15 protein-coding genes are annotated in these 18107 nt (G+C 71.0%); 1 reads left to right on the forward strand and 14 read right to left on the reverse strand.

The genetic code is table 11. The annotated features are described in order from the left end of the window. Positions 1-6 precede the first annotated feature (6 nt). The 4 genes from mtrA to efeU all read right to left on the reverse strand — a co-directional run bounded on the left by mtrA (position 7) and on the right by efeU (position 4347). Complete coding sequence (mtrA, locus tag ABZT18_RS06810; RefSeq protein WP_007455837.1) at positions 7-696, reverse strand: MtrAB system response regulator MtrA; 690 nt, start codon at positions 694-696, stop codon at positions 7-9. A gap of 225 nt (positions 697-921) precedes the next feature. Then, positions 922-2199, reverse strand: a complete 1278-nt coding sequence (gene efeB / locus ABZT18_RS06815; protein ID WP_354995647.1) for an iron uptake transporter deferrochelatase/peroxidase subunit — start codon at positions 2197-2199, stop codon at positions 922-924. A gap of 25 nt (positions 2200-2224) precedes the next feature. Continuing rightward, positions 2225-3358 carry an iron uptake system protein EfeO gene (gene efeO / locus ABZT18_RS06820; RefSeq protein ID WP_354995648.1) on the reverse strand — a complete coding sequence of 378 codons (1134 nt, stop codon included), beginning with the start codon at positions 3356-3358 and terminating at the stop codon, positions 2225-2227. A gap of 23 nt (positions 3359-3381) precedes the next feature. Further along, positions 3382-4347 (reverse strand): iron uptake transporter permease EfeU, encoded by a 966-nt coding sequence (gene efeU, locus ABZT18_RS06825; RefSeq protein WP_354995649.1) that lies wholly within the window; start codon positions 4345-4347, stop codon positions 3382-3384. A 170-nt stretch (positions 4348-4517) separates the two neighbouring features. Between efeU and ABZT18_RS06830 the strand changes: the two genes are divergently transcribed. Then, positions 4518-4676 carry a hypothetical protein gene (locus ABZT18_RS06830; RefSeq protein ID WP_272615629.1) on the forward strand — a complete coding sequence of 53 codons (159 nt, stop codon included), beginning with the start codon at positions 4518-4520 and terminating at the stop codon, positions 4674-4676. Positions 4677-4748: 72 nt separating this feature from the next. On the opposite strand, the gene ahcY is transcribed toward ABZT18_RS06830, so the two are convergent. From ahcY to ABZT18_RS06880, 10 genes are all read right to left on the reverse strand, one after another. Continuing rightward, the gene (gene ahcY / locus ABZT18_RS06835; protein ID WP_354995650.1) at positions 4749-6266 is read right to left on the reverse strand and encodes an adenosylhomocysteinase; all 1518 of its coding nucleotides are present in this window, start codon (positions 6264-6266) and stop codon (positions 4749-4751) included. 279 nt (positions 6267-6545) lie between these two features. Beyond that, positions 6546-7709 (reverse strand): mannose-6-phosphate isomerase, class I, encoded by a 1164-nt coding sequence (gene manA / locus ABZT18_RS06840; RefSeq protein WP_354995651.1) that lies wholly within the window; start codon positions 7707-7709, stop codon positions 6546-6548. 3 nt (positions 7710-7712) lie between these two features. Next, a complete protein-coding gene (locus ABZT18_RS06845; RefSeq protein WP_355250750.1) occupies positions 7713-8720 on the reverse strand; it encodes a cation diffusion facilitator family transporter in 1008 nt (335 codons plus the stop codon). Positions 8721-8787: 67 nt separating this feature from the next. Further along, positions 8788-9984 (reverse strand): SIS domain-containing protein, encoded by a 1197-nt coding sequence (locus ABZT18_RS06850; protein ID WP_355250753.1) that lies wholly within the window; start codon positions 9982-9984, stop codon positions 8788-8790. Continuing rightward, positions 9981-10166 carry a Trm112 family protein gene (locus tag ABZT18_RS06855; RefSeq protein ID WP_030490836.1) on the reverse strand — a complete coding sequence of 62 codons (186 nt, stop codon included), beginning with the start codon at positions 10164-10166 and terminating at the stop codon, positions 9981-9983. The genes ABZT18_RS06850 and ABZT18_RS06855 overlap by 4 nt, the downstream gene beginning before the upstream one ends. 61 nt (positions 10167-10227) lie before the next feature. Beyond that, positions 10228-11613 carry a phosphomannomutase/phosphoglucomutase gene (locus ABZT18_RS06860; RefSeq protein WP_354995654.1) on the reverse strand — a complete coding sequence of 462 codons (1386 nt, stop codon included), beginning with the start codon at positions 11611-11613 and terminating at the stop codon, positions 10228-10230. Positions 11614-11683: 70 nt separating this feature from the next. Next, positions 11684-12745, reverse strand: a complete 1062-nt coding sequence (locus ABZT18_RS06865) for a hypothetical protein (RefSeq protein WP_354995655.1) — start codon at positions 12743-12745, stop codon at positions 11684-11686. A gap of 250 nt (positions 12746-12995) precedes the next feature. After that, positions 12996-13736, reverse strand: a complete 741-nt coding sequence (nfi, locus tag ABZT18_RS06870) for a deoxyribonuclease V (protein WP_354995656.1) — start codon at positions 13734-13736, stop codon at positions 12996-12998. Positions 13737-13818: 82 nt separating this feature from the next. Then, positions 13819-14136, reverse strand: coding sequence for a hypothetical protein (locus ABZT18_RS06875; RefSeq protein WP_354995657.1), 318 nt, complete (start codon positions 14134-14136; stop codon positions 13819-13821). Further along, the gene (locus ABZT18_RS06880; protein WP_354995658.1) at positions 14108-18103 is read right to left on the reverse strand and encodes a toxin glutamine deamidase domain-containing protein; all 3996 of its coding nucleotides are present in this window, start codon (positions 18101-18103) and stop codon (positions 14108-14110) included. The genes ABZT18_RS06875 and ABZT18_RS06880 overlap by 29 nt, the downstream gene beginning before the upstream one ends. Positions 18104-18107 lie beyond the last annotated feature (4 nt).

An 18107-nucleotide genomic window follows, 5' to 3' on the forward strand; every position in this document is an offset into this window, starting at 1 on the left:
ACCAGGCTATCCGGTCCCCGCCTTGTAACCCACGCCCCGGACGGTGAGGATGATTTCCGGTCGCTCCGGGTCGGGCTCGATCTTGGCCCGCAACCGCTGGACGTGCACGTTGACCAGGCGGGTGTCGGCCGCGTGCCGGTAGCCCCAGACCTGCTCCAGCAGCACCTCGCGGGTGAAGACCTGACGTGGCTTGCGGGCGAGCGCGACCAGCAGGTCGAACTCCAACGGTGTCAGCTTCACCTCCTCGTCGTTGCGGCTGACGGTGTGCGCGGGCACGTCGATGGTGATCTGGTTGCCGGGCGGCCCGATGGTCAGCATCTCGGGGGCCACGTCCTCGCCCCGGCGCAGCCGGGCCCGCATCCGGGCGACCAGCTCCTTGGGCTTGAACGGCTTGACCACATAGTCGTCGGCACCGGACTCCAGGCCGAGCACGACGTCAACGGTGTCGCTCTTGGCGGTCAGCATGACGATCGGCACGCCGGACTCCGCCCGGATCGACCGGGCGACGTCGATACCGCTCATACCGGGCAGCATCAGGTCGAGCAGCACGATATCCGGACGACTGTCACGGAATGCGGCCAACGCCCGCTCCCCGTCCGCTACGAAGGAGGGCAGGAAACCCTCGCTGCGCAGCACGATGCCAAGCATCTCGGCGAGCGCGGGGTCATCGTCGACCACCAGTACGCGGGCTCTCATGGGATTAATATTGCATCCTCATTCAGTTTGGTGGGACCGGCGACTGCCGGTAATGGATATCGCCGCCGACGAACCTGTCACCACGACCCGCGGCGGCGGCGCCACGTGCTGCGGTGCCTGGCGGAATGGATGAGCTCCGGGCCAGGCTGTCACCATGATCCCCTTCGGCACCGCCCGGCGCCACCGCAGCCTCGGCCGATCCCGCTGTCGCCATCCGGACGATGGTCAGCCGAAGAGTGCCCGCCCCCAGTGGTCGCCGCCGTCGCGTACCCCCGGCGGGCAGGCGAAAACGCCGCTGGAGACGTGCCGCAGGTACTCGTTCATCACGTCGTGCCGAGCCAACTGGGTCTGGATCGGCACGAACTGGCGGCGCGGATCGCGCTGGTAGGCGATGAAGAAGAGGCCGGCGTCGAGCCGACCGAGGCCGTCCGAGCCGTCGACGAAGTTGTAGCCCCGGCGCAGCAACTGGGCACCGTTGTTCCGACTCGGGTGGGCCAGCGTGACGTGGGCGTGCTCGGCGATCACGGGCTCGCCGTCCGCGCCCCGCGCGGCGAAGTCCGGCTCGTCGAACTCGTCGGTCCGACCCAGTGGGGCACCGCTGCCCTTGGTCCGGCCGACGATCTCCTCCTGCTCGGCCAGCGAGGTCCGGTCCCAGGTCTCCACCAGCATCCGGATCTTGCGGGTGACCAGGTACGAGCCGCCGGTCATCCAGTCCGGCCCGTCGCCCGGCTGCACCCACAGCTGGTCGCGCAGCAGGTCGGTGTCCTCGGCCTTGAGGTTGGCCGTGCCGTCCTTGAACCCGAACAGGTTGCGCGCGGTCGCCTGGTCGCGGGAGGTCGACGAGGTACGGCCGAAGCCGAGCTGCGACCAGCGGACGCTCACCACGCCCATGCCGAGCCGGGCCAGGTTGCGGATCGCGTGCACCGCCACCTGCGGATCGTTGGCGCACGCCTGCACGCAGAGGTCGCCGCCGGAGAGCTGCGGCTGCAACGCGTCGCCGGGAAACTTCGGCAGCTCGACAAGGGCGGCCGGCCGCCGGTCGGCGATACCGAAGCGGTCCCGGCCGTCGGCATCGCGGAACAGCGTCGGCCCGAAGCCGATCGTCAGGGTGAGCTGCGACGGGGGCAGGCCGAGCGCCTCACCGGTGTCGTCCGGTGGGGCCTCCGGCATCCCGCCTACCGCGCCGAGCACCCCGGCGTCCCGCCCCGCGGTCATCCGGGCGGCGGCGGCCGTCCACTCCTCAAGCAGCTCCGCCAGCCGGGCCCGGTCCTTGGTGATCACGTCGAAGGCGACGAAGTGCAGCCGGTCCTGCGCCGGGGTGACGATGCCGGCCTGGTGCTCGCCGTGGAACGGCACCGCCCCGGCCGGGTGGTCGCTCGCCGCGGCCGGGCCACGGGAGCCGTTCACCAAGACCCCCGCGCCGACCGCCATCCCGGCGACCCCGGCCGCCCCGGCGCCGGCGAGCGTGATCGCCCGCCGCCGGGTGAACCTGCTCTCGCTCATCGACTCGACTCTTTCTGCCATCCGTTCACTTGGCGACGGTCGCCGCGACCTTGCTGATCGGCTCGGCGAGCGCGTTGATGCCGTCGGAGAGCTCCTTGAGCTCGGTCTTGCTCAACGCGGTGTGCAGCTTCCACCCGTCGCCGTCGCGGTGCTTGCCGAGCAGCGCCTCGACGTTGGCGAACTCGGTGTCCAACTGCTTGACCAGCTCCGGTGAGCGCTGCTCGAGCGCCGGGCGGAGGGCGGACACGGCCGCCTTGGAACCTTCGAGGTTGGCGGCGAAGTCCCACAGGTCGGTGTGCGAGTAGCGGTCCTCCTCGCCGGTGATCTTGCCGCTGGCCACCTCGTCGAGCAGTTCCTTGGCGCCGTTGGCGAGCTGGAGCGGAGAGAGCTTCTCGGCGTTGGCCTTGGCCACGATCTCCTTGACATCGACCAGCAGCCGATCGGCGATCGGGCCGTCCTTGCTGATGTCGCCGGACTGCCAGAGGTCCTTCTCGATCCGGTGGAAGCCGGTGAACTCCATCCCCTCCTCGATGACCTCCTCACGGCCATCGATCTTGGGGTCGAGGTCACCGAAGATCTCGGCCACCGGCTCGATCCGCTCCCAGTAGGTACGGGCGACCGGGTAGAGCGCCTTGGACTTCGCCACGTCGCCGGCCTTGACCGCGGCGACGAACTCCTCGGTCTTGTCCAGGAGTGCGGCGGTCTGGCTCCTGACGTAGCGCTGGTAGTTCTCGGTGGCACCACCCAACGCGGCGTCGGCGGTGAGCGGCTGCGCCGACCCGCTGACCTTGAGCGCGCCCCGGATGCCCTTGCCGCTCATCCCGGGCTTGCAAGCCGTCTGGTACGTGCCGGCCGGCAACTCCACGTGCAGCTCACGGCTCAACCCGGGGGCGATGTTCTCCACCTCGCCCATCACGCGGTCGCCGTCGGCGTACACGTAGAACTCGGTCACCTTCGCACCGGAGTTGGTGATCTTGAAGGTGGCGGTGCCGGCGCCCAGGTCGGTCGTACCGACCTCGCAGGCGGTGTCGCTGGCCTTGACCACGATCGGGCCGCCGGCAGCGGCCGAATCACCCTTGTCGGCGTCGGAGCAGGCGGTTACACCGGCCGTCGCCAGCACGCCGGCAGCGGCCAGCGCGAAAAACTGGGTGCTACGCATCTGAGCTGTCTCTCCTCGTGGGGTCAGGCACGCTGCGGCGTGGACGCCGCCTCGGCCTCGGCCTCGGTGCCGGTGTCGGCCCCGCGCTCGGTGACGGTGGTGGGGGTGGTCGCGGTGTCGCTCGCGCCGGGCGCCGGGGCCGCCTCGCTCGCGGGCCCGGCCGGCGCCGCGACGGGTGCCGGCTTGCGACGGGTCGGGCGCAGGAAGAGCAGCAGGACCGGCACGGCGTACGCGACCCAGGCGACCATCTCCAGCACGGTGGGCGCGGGAGTCACGTTGAACATGCCGGCGAGCAGGGCGGCGTACCAGGTGCTCGGGTCGAGCACGCTGGTGATGTCGAAGGCCAGGTCGTTCAGGCCGGGCAGGACACCGGCCTCCTGGAAGTCGTGCACGCCGTACTTGAGGATGCCGGCGGCGACCAGGATCAGCAGCGCGCCGGTCCAGGTGAAGAACTTGGTGAGGTTGATCCGCAGAGCACTGGCGTAGAGCAGCACGCCGAGCACCACGGCGGTGGCGATGCCGCCGATCAACGCGAGGAGCGGCCCGCTATCTCCGGCCGCACCCTGGGCGGCCGAGTAGAAGATCAGCGCGGTTTCCAGGCCCTCCCGGATCACCGCGAGGAAGGCCATGCCGGCGACCGCGAGGGACCCGACGGCCAGCGCCTCGGTGAGCTTGCCCCGCAACTCTCCGGCGATGGTCCGGGCGGCCCGGCGCATCCAGAAGATCATCCAGGTGACGAAGACCACGGCGGCGACGGAGGTGATCGCCTCGAACAGCTCCCGATCCTCGGAGCGGGCCAGCAGCGAGGTCGACGTGTACTCGATCAGCCAACCGAAGAGCACCGAGAGCGCCACGGCCAGGCCGACGCCCGCCCAAACCTGTGGCAACCGGTTCCGGTGCTGCGATTTCACCAGGAATGCGACCAGGATGCTGACCACCAGGGTGGCTTCCAGGCCTTCCCGCAGGCCGATCAGGTAGGTGGCGAACATCCCGGCTCCGAGGTCTTCAGGCACTTCTCAGCTAACTTAGGGCAGGCATACCTTCCTCCTGGCCAGGGCCCTCGTCAAGTCGTTCATGGCAAGTTCACTCACCTCGCGGCCAGGCCCTTGAACCACCCGACGGCGGGCCGCCCCCATTCGGCTGTGGAAGGATCCCCGCCGTGAAGGGATTCCTGCCGTGGCTGACGGTGCTGGCGGTGGTGCTGCTGCTCAGCGCGCTGCGCCTGCGGGCGCTGGCCACCGTCGTATCGGTCGGCTGGCTGGCCTGGTGCGTCTGGACGTGGTTCCGCCCCACCCGCCGCGGTCCTCGTTCGGGCTGAGCACACCGGACCACAGGCGGAGACGACGAACCGGGCCGGCTGCGAACAGCCGACCCGGTCCGGACGTGTCGCTCAGTAGCGGTAGTGATCCGGCTTGAACGGACCCTCCGTGGAGACACCCAGGTACGCGGCCTGCTCCTTGGTCAGCGTGCTCAGCTTGGCGCCGAGCGCGCCCAGGTGCAGCCGGGCGACCTTCTCGTCCAGGTGCTTGGGCAGCACGTAGACGTCGATCGGGTATTCCTCGGTCTTGGTGAACAGCTCGATCTGGGCGATCGTCTGGTTGGCGAACGAGTTCGACATCACGAAGCTCGGGTGCCCCGTGGCGTTGCCCAGGTTCAGTAGACGGCCCTCGGAGAGCACGATGATGGCGTGCCCGTCGGCGAAGCGCCACAGGTCGACCTGCGGCTTGATGTTGACCCGCTCGACGTCCGAGCGCTTGGCCAGGCCGGCCATGTCGATCTCGTTGTCGAAGTGGCCGATGTTGCCGACGATGGCCTGGTGCTTCATCCGGGCCATGTGCTCGTTGGTGATGACGTCGAAGCAGCCGGTGGCGGTGATGAAGATGTCCGCCTGCTCGACCACGTCGTCCAGGGTGGCGACCTGGTAGCCGTCCATCGCGGCCTGCAACGCGCAGATCGGGTCGACCTCGGTCACCACGACCCGGGCGCCCTGGCCACGCAGCGACTCAGCGCAGCCCTTGCCCACGTCGCCGTAGCCCATCACGACGGCCATCTTGCCGCCGATCAGCACGTCGGTGGCCCGGTTGATGCCGTCGATCAGCGAGTGCCGGCAGCCGTACTTGTTGTCGAACTTGCTCTTGGTCACCGAGTCGTTGACGTTGATGGCCGGGAAGAGCAGGGTGCCCGCGCGGTGCATCTCGTAGAGCCGGTGCACGCCCGTGGTGGTCTCCTCGGTCACGCCCTTGATGCCGGCGGAGATCCGGGTCCAGCGCTGGCCGTCCTCGGCGAGCGAGCGGTGCAGCAGCTCGAGGATGACGCTGTATTCCTCGGAGTCGGCGGACTCGACCGGCGGGACCGCCCCGGCCCGCTCGAACTCGGCGCCCTTGTGCACCAGCAGGGTGGCGTCGCCGCCGTCGTCGAGGATCATGTTCGGGCCGTTGCCGGCCTCGCCAGCCGAGCCGTCCGGCCACGTCAGAGCCTTTTCGGTGCACCACCAGTATTCCGGCAGCGTCTCGCCCTTCCAGGCGTACACCGGGACGCCGGCAGGGGCATCGGGGGTGCCGTTCGGGCCGACGACGATCGCCGCGGCGGCGTGGTCCTGCGTGGAGAAGATGTTGCAGGACGCCCAGCGCACCTGCGCGCCGAGCGCGACCAGCGTCTCGATCAGGACGGCGGTCTGGATGGTCATGTGCAGCGAGCCGGTGATCCGCGCGCCAGCGAGGGGCTGCGCCTCGGCGAACTCCCGACGGATCGACATCAGGCCGGGCATCTCGTGCTCGGCGAGCTGGATCTCCTTGCGCCCGAACTCGGCGAGCGACAGATCCGCCACCTTGAAGTCGCCCTCGGCGAGCGTGCTCGGCCGAGCCTCGGACGGCGTACCGCTGGCGGACGCCGGGAGGGTGCTGGTCATGAAAGCTCCTGTCGAACGATGTCTGCGCCGATCCTCCACCTTACGCGCGTCGACGACGGGCGTCGGGGACGGTCCGCGGACAGCGCACGGGGCGGTCGGTGATGGACAGACTTTCCCGCCCACGTCCCGCCCGCCCCGTGCATCCCCCCGGTTTGGTTCCCCGCACGTTCTCGGACCGTCGTCGCGATAACGCTGCGTACTCATAGAGTCACACTCAGGCAAGTCAGCGTCAAGCTATTCCGGAAAAGTCGGACTTGTGTCGGCGCCAGAGCGTCCGCGTCACCGCAATCCGGAGGTCGCCACGTACGCCTCACCGGCACCGCTGATCCGCAGCGGCTCGTCGGCCGCCGTACCGATCGCCGCCTCGCCGGAGGTGAGCGTCAACGCGCCGGCACCGTCGTCCACGGTGATCGAGCCACCACCGCAGAGCACCACCCGGGGACCGGGCAGCGGCAGCGTGACCGACGGCACCGCCGCACCAACCCGCACCCGGTGCAGCGCGAAGTCGTCCACCGGAACCGGCCACCAGTCCACACCCGGGCCGACCGCCTGCGCGGCCCGCACCGGATCGTCGAGCGCCTCGAAACGCAGCACCCGCAGCAACTCGTCGACGTCCACCCGCTTCGGGGTCAGGCCGCCGCGCAGCACGTTGTCGCTGGCCGCCATGATCTCCACACCGCAACCGCTCAGGTACGCGTGCAGGTTGCCGGCGGGCATCCAGATCGCCTCCCCCGGTGTCAGCCGCACGTGGTGCAGCAGCAGCGCGACCAGCGCGCCCGGATCGGCCGGGTACGCCTCGGCCAGGCGGCGGACCAGTTCCGCGTCCGGGCCGTCGGCCGACGCCGCCAGCACGGCACCCAGCAACGTGGGGCGTTCCGCGACCGGCCAGCCGAGCAGCGTCCGCACCGCCGTCCGCAGCCCCGCCGGCCCGGTCCGTAACGCGCTGACCACCGGCGCCAACTCCGGTACGCGGAACGAGGCGAGCGCCTCGGCCGACTCCGCCGGGTCCCGGAAACCGCACAGTGCCTCGAACGGAGTGAGCGCGACCAGCAACTCCGGCTTGTGGTGCGAGTCGGAGTAGTTGCGCTCCCCCTCGGGGCGCTCCGCATCCGCCGCGTAGCCGACCCGGGCCTGCTCGGCGTCCGGGTGTGCCTGCAGGCTCAGCGGCGCGTCCGCTGCAAGGACCTTGAGCAGGAACGGCAGCCGGCTGCCGAACCGCTCGGACACCCGCTGGCCGAGCCACTGCCCCGGCTCGTCACGCACCAGGTCGCAGAGGCTCACCCGCAGACCGGCACGGTCCACGCTGGCCGGTGCGCCCGGGTGGGCTCCCAACCACAGCTCGGCCTCCGGGCCTTCGCTGGGCACCGGCCGCCCCTGCAGGAGGGCGATGGCCGAGCGCGACCCCCAGGCGTAGTCCCGGATCGGTCCGTACAGTGGCTCCACCCGTCAGCCCCCGGACCGCCCGGCCGCCTCGCCCGACGCATCCTGCTGCTGCGGCACGGCGGTGTCGGCGGCGGCGCCGGTGCCGGCCTCGGCGGCGGCGACGCTGTAGATGTCCGGCTCCAGGTAGATCACCCGGGCGGTCGGCACGGCGGCGCGGATCCGCGCCTCCACGGCGTTGATGCCCCGGGCCAGGTCGTGCGCGCTCTCACAGGACGGCACGCCGATCTTCGCGGCCACCATCAGCTCTTCCGGCCCCAGGTAGAGCGTCTTCATGTGGATGATCCGCTCCACCTCGGGGCCGTCGGTGACGGCTCGTTCGATGGCAGCCAGCTCAGACGCCTCGGCGCCCTCACCGAGCAGCAGGCTCTTCGTCTCGATGGCCAGCACCACCGCGATGATCACCAGCAGCACGCCGATCATCGCGGTGCCGGCAGCGTCCCACCGGCCGTTGCCGGTGATCAGAGTCATGCCGACACCGAACAGCGCGAACACCAGACCGACCAGCGCGCCGAAGTCCTCCAGCAGCACCACCGGCAACTCCGGCGCCTTGGCCCGGCGGATGAAGCGCACCCAGGACTGGTTGCCCCGGATGTGGTTGGACTCCTTGATGGCGGTCCGGAAGGAGAACGACTCCATGACGATCGCCGCCACCAGCACGACGACGGGCAGCCAGTGCCAGGACTTGATGCCCTCCTCGTGGTCCCACTTGTGGTACGCCTCGTACAGGGCGAAGAGGCCACCGATGCTGAACAGCACGATGGACACGATGAACGCGTAGATGTAGCGCTCACGGCCGTACCCGAACGGGTGTTCCGGGGTCGCCGCGCGCTTGGCCCGCTTGCCGCCGAGCAGCAACAGGGCCTGGTTACCGGAGTCGGCGACCGAGTGGACCGCCTCGGCCAGCATCGACGACGAACCGGAGAGCAGGAACGCAATGAACTTGGTGACGGCGATGCCGACGTTGGCCAGCAGGGCGGCAACGATCGCCTTGTTCCCACCGGTGGCGCTCATGCCGCCGCTCCGCTTCGCCCGACGAAGCCGATCGGTCCGCGCATGCCGCGCCGCCCCCTACGTTCGTTCACTGGTTCGACAGCTCCTTCATCTCGGTGATGGCCGGTACGGCCATCGGGTCCAGCCCATGGGCCAGGGCAAGGTAGATCGAGGCAAAATCTGGGACCGCGATCAGCGAGGCCAGCCGCTCCAGAGCGGAGCCGCCCTCGGCGGTGACCACGTCGCACCGCACGCCGCGACGCTCGGCGAGGGTCTGCACCGCGTCCGCGCGGCGCTCCTCGACCGCGAGCGGCTCGTCGGTGTCGTCCTCGGCGTTCAGTCCGCCGTCGCGCAGCAGCACCAGCCGCAGCCGGGTGCCCTCGCCGTCTTCTTCCGCCGGGTCGGCGAAGATGTCCCGCTCCCCCTCGGCCAGGCCGCCGAAGACGCCGTCGAGCAGCCCGACCCGGCCCCGACCGGCCTCACCGAGCGCTCCGGTGACCACCGGGTAGCGGGCGTTGGCCGACAGGGTGTCGCCGAATCGGCGGGCAGCCACGGTGGCCAGCGGGGACGAGCCCCAGACGATCGGGATCGAGCCGGCCAGGGCCAGGGCCAGGGACTTCGCCGGGTTGACGAAGGACTCCGCGGCGGACCGGCAGCGGTCGGCATCCGCGTCGAGCCGGGCCGCGGTCTCCGCCAGGTCCGCCTCGTTGACCTTCACGAGCCCGAGCGAACGGGCGGCGAGCAGGACCGGCACGGTGAGCGCCCAGAGGCTGGCCCGGGCCGGTGCGCGCCGGGGCACCGGGATGAACGGCGCCCGGGCCTGCTCGGCGATCGACTGCAACTGCGAGTCGGGGGCACCCACGGCGACCAGCCGGGCACCACGCCGGTGCGCCGCCTCGGCCGCGCCGAGCGCCTCGGGGCTACGACCGGACGCGCTCACCGCGATCACCACGTCGGCCGCGCCCACCCAACCGGGTACGCCAGCGCTGCGGTGCCCGATGATCGGGACCGGGCAGCGCGGCCCGGCGACCGTGGCCAGCACGTCCCCGGTACGCCCCGCCGTGCCGATGCCGGCGATGACCACGGCTCGGGGCCGCCCGTCGTCGGCGAGCACCGCCAGGTTCGCCTCGGCAGCCAGTGCGGCGCTCTCACGGACCTGCGCACCGGCCGACGCCGTGTGCCGGAGCATGCCGCCCGGGTCGTGCTCGGCCAGCGCCTCCGGGTCGTCGAGCAGGGCCTCGTCGGCATCGCGACGTCCGCTGACCCCGGCCGTACCGTCGATCATGACGGCTGCCCCGGGCCGCCACGCGCCTCGTCCAGCAGCAGCACCGGCACGTCGTCGCGGACCTCGAAGATCCGGCCGCACTCCGTGCAGGTCAACGTCTGCGCCTCGGCGTCGTAGGTGAGCGGGGCGTGGTGCGTGTCCGGACAGGCGAGAATCTCGAGCAACTGCGGATCCAGGGCCATGGCACGGCTCCTTCCACGTGTGCGGCTTCACCGGCGGCGGTGCCGACCGGCGCAGGCGATCTTATCGGCGAACGCGGTCGAGCACGTCGTCCCGGAGCGAGACCATCCGATCCCGGGTGGGCGCCTCGACGTTGAGCCGCAGCAGCGGCTCCGTGTTGGAGGCGCGCAGGTTGAACCAGGCGCCATCGGGGAAACGCAGGGTGAGCCCGTCCATCTCGTCGGCCACCGCGTCGGGGTACGCGGCCCGCACCTCGGCCACCGCCGCCGCCTGGTCGGCCACCGTCGAGTTGATCTCGCCCGAGGCGACGTAGCGCTCGTACTCGCTGGCCAGTACGGACAGCGGCAGCGACTGCTCGCCCAACGCGGCCAGGGTGTGCATCGCGGCGAGCATCCCGGTGTCGGCGAACCAGAAGTCCCGGAAGTAGTAGTGCGCGGAGTGCTCGCCGCCGAAGACGGCATTGGTCCGGGCCATCTCCGCCTTGATGAAGGAGTGCCCGACCCGGGCGACGACCGGCTGCCCACCGTGCTCACGGATGATCTCCGCGACCGCGCTGGAGGTGATCAGACCGTGGATCACCGTGGAACCCGGGTGCTTGGCCAGCTCACGCGCGGCGACCAGGGCGGTGATCGCCGACGGCGAGACCGGCTCGCCGCGCTCGTCCACCACGAAGCACCGGTCGGCATCACCGTCGAAGGCCAGCCCGATGTCGGCCTCGTGCTCGACCACCGCGCGCTGGAGGTCGACCAGGTTCGCCGGGTCCAGGGGGTTGGCCTCGTGGTTGGGGAAGGTGCCGTCCAGCTCGAAGTAGAGCGGCACGATCTCCAGCGGCAGCGGCGACAGGGCGGCGTCGCCCAGCACGGTGGGAACGGTGAAGCCGCCCATCCCGTTGCCCGCGTCGACGACCACCTTCAACGGGCGGATGCCCGAGAGGTCGACCAGCTTGCGCAGGTAGCCGGCGTAGTCGGGAAGCAGGTCGCGCCGCTCGGCCGGCCGGGTCGGCTCGCCGGCCGGGCGGGTCTCGCCCGAGTCCAGGAGAGCCTGGGCCCGATCCCGGATCTCCGTCAGACCGCTCTCCTGGCCGATCGGACGGGCGCCGGAGCGGCACATCTTGATGCCGTTGTACTGCGCTGGGTTGTGGCTGGCGGTGAACATCGCACCGGGCAGGTCGAGCGAGCCGGAGGCGAAGTAGAGCAGGTCGGTCGAGGCGAGCCCGATCTCGATCACCGAGCGCCCCTCGGCCCGTACGCCGGCAGCGAACGCGGCCGCCAGGCCGGGCGAGGTGGCTCGCATGTCGTACCCGACGACGACCGCGTCGCCCGGCTCGTCGGTGGAGTTGAGCAGCTGGGTGAATGCCGCCCCCAACGCCTCCGCGACCCGTTCGTCCCACTGGTCCGGCACCGTCCCTCGGACGTCATACGCCTTCACAATCTGGGACAGATCAGACACGTGTTCCACTCCTTGGCCGCAAGTTAGACACCGAGCCTGAGCCTAACGGAGGGTCCGGGTCGCGCCCCGCTCAGCCGGGGAGCCGGGGCATGAACACGGTGTGACCGCCATCGTCGGTGGGCGGACCCCCGGGCAGCGGCCGGGCCTCGGGCGTCCCCGGCATCGGCTGCGTCGCCTCCGGGGTCGAACCGGGGCTGTCCGGCCGGGCACCGTAGACCCCGCTCGTGGCGGGTCGCGGGGACGGCACGGCATCCCAGCCGGTGGCCGGCGGCTGCTGGCCGTACACCTGCCCAGGGCGACCGGGCGCGGCCGGCGACCCACCGCCGGAGCGGTAGGTGGTGCCGCCGGGGTTGCCGGGCAGCACGGGCGGCTCGGCGGACGGCTTTCGATCCTGTCGCGAGCGACGGAACAGCAGCCCGACGAGCAGCAGCCCGATCGCCACCATCACGATGCCGAAGAACATCACCGGCGATCCTCCGCCGGACGAATCGGCGGCGGTCGCCGTGGTGTCTGGCGCGCCGGACACGCCACCCGGCGCCGCCGGGTTCACCGCTTGATCAACGGTCGCGGCCTCCGTCGGGCTCGGAGTGGCCGACGGCTTCTTCGACGGCGTCGGAGTCGGCGACGGGGTGACCCGCCCGCCGGTCACCTTCGCCGAGTCGCTTCCCCGGCCCAACTCCTTGCCTGCCACGCTGACACCCGCGCCGGTAACGACGAGTCGGCCAGCCAGGGCAGTTGCGGCGAACGCCACCCGGTACCGCACGGTGACGCCCTTGCCCTTGCACAGGGTCGGCTTCGTCGGCGACGTCTGCGCGGTCGCGACACTGCCGCCACCGCCGGTGACGGCCACCGGGAACCAGCGCCCGCCCGCGTTGACCTCGACCTTCACCTGGTCCGGCCCGAGACCCTCAAGACGCAGACCGAGCGCGGTACGCAGCAGGACGCACCCGTCGGAGCGCTTGCGCACCGCGACGTTCACCCCCTGCGGCGAGCCGCCTGCGGCGAAGCTGCTGGCCGCACCCACGCGGACCGAGTCGTCGGCGGCCAGCGCCGGCGACGCACCGAGCATCACCAGGCCGCCCACCAGACCGCAGACCGCCGCGAGCCGTGCCGCGCGTCGACGCACCGTCATGATTACCTCACCGTTCTCCCCGGGTGGGGTTCGCGGGTCAGGCTACTACCGGCCCACTCACCCCACCGGTCATTGAGCGGCCCAGATGTGTGCCGCGTTACGGTTTACGGCCCAGCCCGCCGACCTGCGGTGGGAGCCTTCTCGGTCGGGCTGAACCGTGTTTCTGGTCGGGCTGATCGGCGTTTCCAGTCGGGCCGGTCCGTGTTTCCAGTTGGCTGGTCCGCGTTTCCAGTCGGGCTGATTCGGGCGATCAGTTCGCCTGTTGCGTGCGGGCCAGGGCGTCGCGGCAGAGTCGGTCGGCGGTGCGGGTGGTCTCCGGCAGGCGGTAGCGCGGGGTCAGCGCGAGCACCTGCGCGGTCGCGTTCTCCAGGCTCATCCGATGGCCGACGCTGACGAAGACCGGTTTCACCCCGTCCCGGGTTCGCAGCACCCGACCGACGACGTCGCCGCCGTCGCACAACGGCGACCAGGCACCCCGCTCGGCGGGCGGCGGATCCCACGTCCCGACCAGCGGCGTCTTCCCCACCCCGATCGCGGGCAGCCCGGTGACCACCCCGAGGTGGCAGGCGAGCCCGAACCGGCGCGGATGAGCCAGCCCGTGCCCGTCGCAGACCAGCAGGTCCGGGAGGGTGGTCAGGCGGTCCAGTGCGGTGAGCAACGCGGGCAACTCACGGAAGGCGAACAACCCGGGCACATAGCCGAACGAGGGCCGACCCACGCTGACCGCGGAGTCCACCACGGCCAACGTCCGGGCATCCAGCACCGTCACGGCCGCCGCCAGCAGGTCACCGTCCTGCGAGTACGCGACGTCCAGGCCAGCCACCGTCGCGGGCACGCTCGGCCCCGGCCCGACCAGGTCGACCAACGGCCGCAACTCCTCCTGTACGGCCACCGCCTCCGCCACACTGCCCGCCACCGCCGTCGCGCCCGGCACCACCGTCGCGCCCGGCACCACCGTCGCGCGCCATGATCCACTCCACATCACCGACATGGGGCTATCCACGGACCCGGATGCCGCAATGTCGCCGAACCGGAGTCGATCACCCTCGGCGCCACTACTGCCGCCACGCGGCTCACTGCTGATCGGACGACTGCCGCCCGCCGCCACTGGCACTTGCCGCAAACATGGCGCGGATTGCCTCCTCGTTGGGCAGGGCTGTGCCACCCGTGACGATCTCAGCCACGCTCTCGGCCGTCGAACGATCGACAGTTTCGTAGCGGTCAAGGTTTCGAAGGTCGTTGACAAAGCGCACCACAAGATCCGGATCGAAGGCCCAGTCTCGCCTCCGGTGGTCCCAGAGGATCGCCTTTCCTACGCCCACATCCATGACGAACAGGCCGGCCGGCCCTCCCACCCTCTCGTCATTTCGGTAAATTACGTAGTACGTCAACAATTTCCTTCTCCAACTTGATGGCGACGTCCTCTGCTACCGGGAAGTCGCGAGACTCGAGTCCCAACTCCTGCACTACCTGCGAAAAGTTAGCCCCGTGGCGGTCAAGCCACGATCGATACTTCTGCCAGGCGTCTCCGTTCCGACTCAACCACTTGGCGAAGCTGGCGTCCTTGGTGGGAAAGTCATCATCCAAGCCGGGTGGGACACATTCCGGCATCCGGCGCTCACGGTTCGTGGCAAGCATCCGGAGGAACGCCTGCACATGCTCCTCCGGCCTGCTTGAGACCCGGCGCAGGATTTCGTAGTCGCCGTGAGTCTGCATCCATGCTTCCCTCGACTCGCGCGTGTGCAGCTGCAGCTCGAACAGGAAACCGTCGGGCGATCGGAGGGTGCAGTTGAAGCCGTAGAACCTGTTACCGGCGCGCCAGAAGTTCTTGAGGTCCGACTGCGGGACCGAGAAGCCCGCCTCCGCGAGGCCCGCGAGTATCAGTTGGACACCGTGCCGATAGTTCTCCCCAGAGGGCATCTCCAACAAGAATCTCAAGACGTCGTTGACTGTCTCCGCGAATTCCTCGACTCCGATGTCCGCACCGCGCGCCTCGTCGAGATACTTCCGTGCCAGCGAATCCAACCCTTTGACGCGAAACTCGCGGTCGCGCAGCTGCACCGGCTCGCTGAGGCCCATGGTCTCCGTCGCGTTCTGCCCGACCTGCGCCAGAGCGTTTTCGACTGGATCGGCAGCGGCGAGTGCGCGATCACGGAGGTCCGTCAACGCCGTTAACTCCGCTGCCGTCAGCTGCGCCAAATCAACACCCAGAGGATCCGGCTCCTCAACTTCGACCGCGCCACCCTCCGGAGTGACCGGATGCTGCACCGAACCTGGTCCGTCCAGCAGCAGGTACATCCGGTTGATGTACGGGTCACCGTGACCGCCGTCGTCGTGCGCAGGCGGGTGGTCCGGTAGGTCGGGCCGCTCGCTGAACCGGCCCCGGGGCAGCCCGCCGAGCGGCATCGGTCGGCCGTCTCCGCTCAGCACCAGCGCGTCGATGCCGACCACGTCGGGGTACAACGGCCGGTCCCGGACCACGCCGTTCTGCGGGTCCACGTAGAGCACCGTGCCGTTCTGGTTGAGCGCGACCCAGGCGTGCGAACCACCGTGCGACCACTCGGTGACCAGGAACGCGTAGCTGCCGTGCCCTCCCAGCAGCAGTTGGTCGTGCAGGTTGCGGTAGCCCCGGTCGGCGGCCTGTCGCGCCTGCTCGGGGTGCGGGCGCTGGCCGGCCGGCGGGGAGAGGAGTTGCTGGAAGCGTCCGCCGGTCACGTCCTCCACGCGGCCCGGGCCGCCGGCCTCGCCACGGATCGGGCGTCGGGTGTCACCGTCCAGGTAGCCGTCGAAGGTGCGCGGCGCCGACACCCGTGGCCGCCCGTGCACCCACGTCTCGAACATCGACAGTGTGCAGTCGAGGCAGTTGATGCCCCGGGTGGCGTCGGCCCTGGGACCTCCGTCGTTCAGGAGCCGGAACCAGCCGCCCTGTCGGGGGTCCGCGGTGCGGGTGATGGTGCCGTCGGACTCGCGGGGCATCTGCCGTTCGACGTCGACCTGGTGCAGGGCGAGTGGTGGACGCAGCCCTCCAGGCTGTCCGTACGGTCGGGAGTCATCGATCGGCGGGGGAACGTCGTCGCCGGTGAGCCGGGACGGGCCGGCCGTGTCCACCGCGCCGAGCGCGAGGGCGCCCACGTCCCTGTTGGCATGCTCAAAGGCGGTGGCACCGATGTCCACGACCGGCGGCGCCGTGGCTCCGACCAGCACCGCGTCGGCCAGGTCACGCCATTGGGCGTACGCGCGCGTCTCGTCGTTCGCGGCCCGCTGCCAGCCGTCGGCCCACTGCCGGTGGCCGGCCTGATGCAGCTGTCGGGCGTAGGTGGCGTACTCGACGGCCCTGCGGTCGTGCTCGGCGGCCCGAGCGCGCAGTCGGGTGGCCTCCGACTGCCGGCGATTGTTCTCGAACCCGGTCCGCTGCGATTCGTAGTGCCCCTGGTAGCGCCGCCGCTCGGCGGCTTCCGCCTCGGCCGCCCACCGGGCCGCGTACGAGTCGTTGGTCTCGGTTGCGGGCACCGCCGGATCGCCGAACGCGGCCACGTCGACGGGGATGGAGGCCCGACCGCGGGCCGGATGGTCGGGTGCTCGCACCGGCGCCAGGGTCTCCCGCAGCGGGACGCGCGACGGCACGGTGACTCGGCCCACCACCGGTGGCGTGGAGGTGACCGGCGGCGGCGTACCGCTGGTCGTGGTCGGGGTGGCGACCATGACCGTCGCTGGGGGGCCGGGGGCGGTCGGCGGTGCTGGTATGCCAGTCGATGGAGACCAGGCGGTTGGGCCGGCGGTGGTGGTGTGGTGCGAGCTGCTCGGGTGGCCCTGCACAGCACCGGAGGCCGGCACGCTGGTCGGTTCGAGGGTCCCGGCCACGGGTGCGACAACGGACGAGAGCGTCGGCTCGACGACCGCCGACGAGAGCGTGGGGTCGGCCGCGATCGGGTTTGACGTGCCCGGCCCGTCCGACGCGGGCATCGAACGGCTTCCCCCGTCCACCTCGGACACTGCGACGACGGGGAGCGATGGCGGCACCTCGGCCACCTGTGACAGACCACTACCCGAGTAGGTCAGCAACTCGGCTTGTAGCGGCGCCACGTGGTCAGGCTGCGACGGGACGACGGCCGTCGCCGACTGCACCGGAACGCCCGGAGACAAATCCGCCCCACTCGACGCCACCGCACTCGAACCCACCGCACTCGCGGCGACCGGCGGCGCGACCGCCGAAGACGCCGCCCCCGCCGAAGAAGATGCCCCCGCCCACGAAGATGCCCCCGAAGCCGAGGACGCCACCGTGGAGCCCACAACAGGTGCCACGGAAGGGAGGGATTGACCGGCGAGTGCTGCTCCGGCGAGGGCGTTGGCCTGCGCGTCGAGCCGGGCGCGCAACGCGTGGTCGGTCTGGCCGGTCGCCGAACCGGTGGCCCCGGAAGCGGCAGCGCGTGCCGCGTCCTCCAGCGAGGTCAGGCCCCGGCCGGTGGCCAGGCCGGCGGCGCCGTCGGCGAGCACCTCGCCGGTCATCTCCCGCCCCAGGTGCTCCCCGACCCGTGCCGCTCGCCCGGTCGCGTGCCGGCCCAGGCCGGCCAGTGGCGCCACCGCCCCGCCGGCGAGCCCGCCGACCGCCGACGCGCCGAGGTCGGTCAGGTCCAGGCCGTGCGCACGTCCGGTGGAGTTCTGGTACGCCTGGGTGGCCAGGGTGACACCAGACTCCTCCGCGGCCTCCTCCAGCCCTTCATGGGCGGCCCGCTTGGCGAGCCCGCGTACGCCACCCCGCGCGACCTCCTTGGCGGCCCGCTCGCCGGCCTCCTTGAGCCCGTGTTTGAGGGACTTGCTGGCCAGTTGGCCCATCAGTCGCCTGAAGATCTGTTGGACCAGCAGCCGGGTCGCGGTGATCGCCGCGCCGGCGGCCGGGGTCGCGGCCCCGGCGGTGAGCACCGCCGCCACCGCCACCGCGAGCAGCTCGATGACCAGGATGCCCAGCTCGATCCAGACTTCCAGCTTGGCGCCCTCAATGTCGCAGCCGCACTCCTCGACCAGACGGCCCAGGTCGGCGGTGACCGCGAGCAGCACGGGCAGCGGGGCGTCAGCACCCTCGGCGATCCCCCGCCAGGCCGCTTCGAAAGCGGCATCGACCACCCCGACGCCGCCGTACCCACTGTGCACCTCGACGGCGGCCGCGACGGCGTCGGCGTGTGGGCCGGCGAGCACGGCGGCGACCGCGTACCACTGGTCGGCGACGTCCCAGACGGCCCGCTCGTTGCCCTCCGGCCACTGGACGCCGACCACCCAGTCGAGGGCCTCGTAGATCCAGCCCGGCACGTCCCAGGGCGCGTGGTCCAGGGGGTGCGGGATAGGGCTCGGCAGCACGCTCATCGGA

This window comes from Micromonospora sp. NPDC005291 (genome assembly GCF_040607415.1).
GTDB lineage: Bacteria > Actinomycetota > Actinomycetes > Mycobacteriales > Micromonosporaceae > Micromonospora.

Bases quoted from the DNA above. Each gene is read 5' to 3' on its own strand.
- mtrA (WP_007455837.1), bottom strand. From the start codon at position 696: ATGAGAGCCCGCGTACTGGTGGTCGACGATGACCCCGCGCTCGCCGAG.
- efeB (WP_354995647.1), bottom strand. From the start codon at position 2,199: ATGAGCGAGAGCAGGTTCACCCGGCGGCGGGCGATCACGCTCGCCGGC.
- efeO (WP_354995648.1), bottom strand. From the start codon at position 3,358: ATGCGTAGCACCCAGTTTTTCGCGCTGGCCGCTGCCGGCGTGCTGGCG.
- efeU (WP_354995649.1), bottom strand. From the start codon at position 4,347: ATGTTCGCCACCTACCTGATCGGCCTGCGGGAAGGCCTGGAAGCCACC.
- ahcY (WP_354995650.1), bottom strand. From the start codon at position 6,266: ATGACCAGCACCCTCCCGGCGTCCGCCAGCGGTACGCCGTCCGAGGCT.
- ABZT18_RS06845 (WP_355250750.1), bottom strand. From the start codon at position 8,720: ATGAGCGCCACCGGTGGGAACAAGGCGATCGTTGCCGCCCTGCTGGCC.
- ABZT18_RS06850 (WP_355250753.1), bottom strand. From the start codon at position 9,984: ATGATCGACGGTACGGCCGGGGTCAGCGGACGTCGCGATGCCGACGAG.
- ABZT18_RS06855 (WP_030490836.1), bottom strand. From the start codon at position 10,166: ATGGCCCTGGATCCGCAGTTGCTCGAGATTCTCGCCTGTCCGGACACG.
- ABZT18_RS06865 (WP_354995655.1), bottom strand. From the start codon at position 12,745: ATGACGGTGCGTCGACGCGCGGCACGGCTCGCGGCGGTCTGCGGTCTG.
- nfi (WP_354995656.1), bottom strand. From the start codon at position 13,736: ATGTCGGTGATGTGGAGTGGATCATGGCGCGCGACGGTGGTGCCGGGC.
- ABZT18_RS06880 (WP_354995658.1), bottom strand. From the start codon at position 18,103: ATGAGCGTGCTGCCGAGCCCTATCCCGCACCCCCTGGACCACGCGCCC.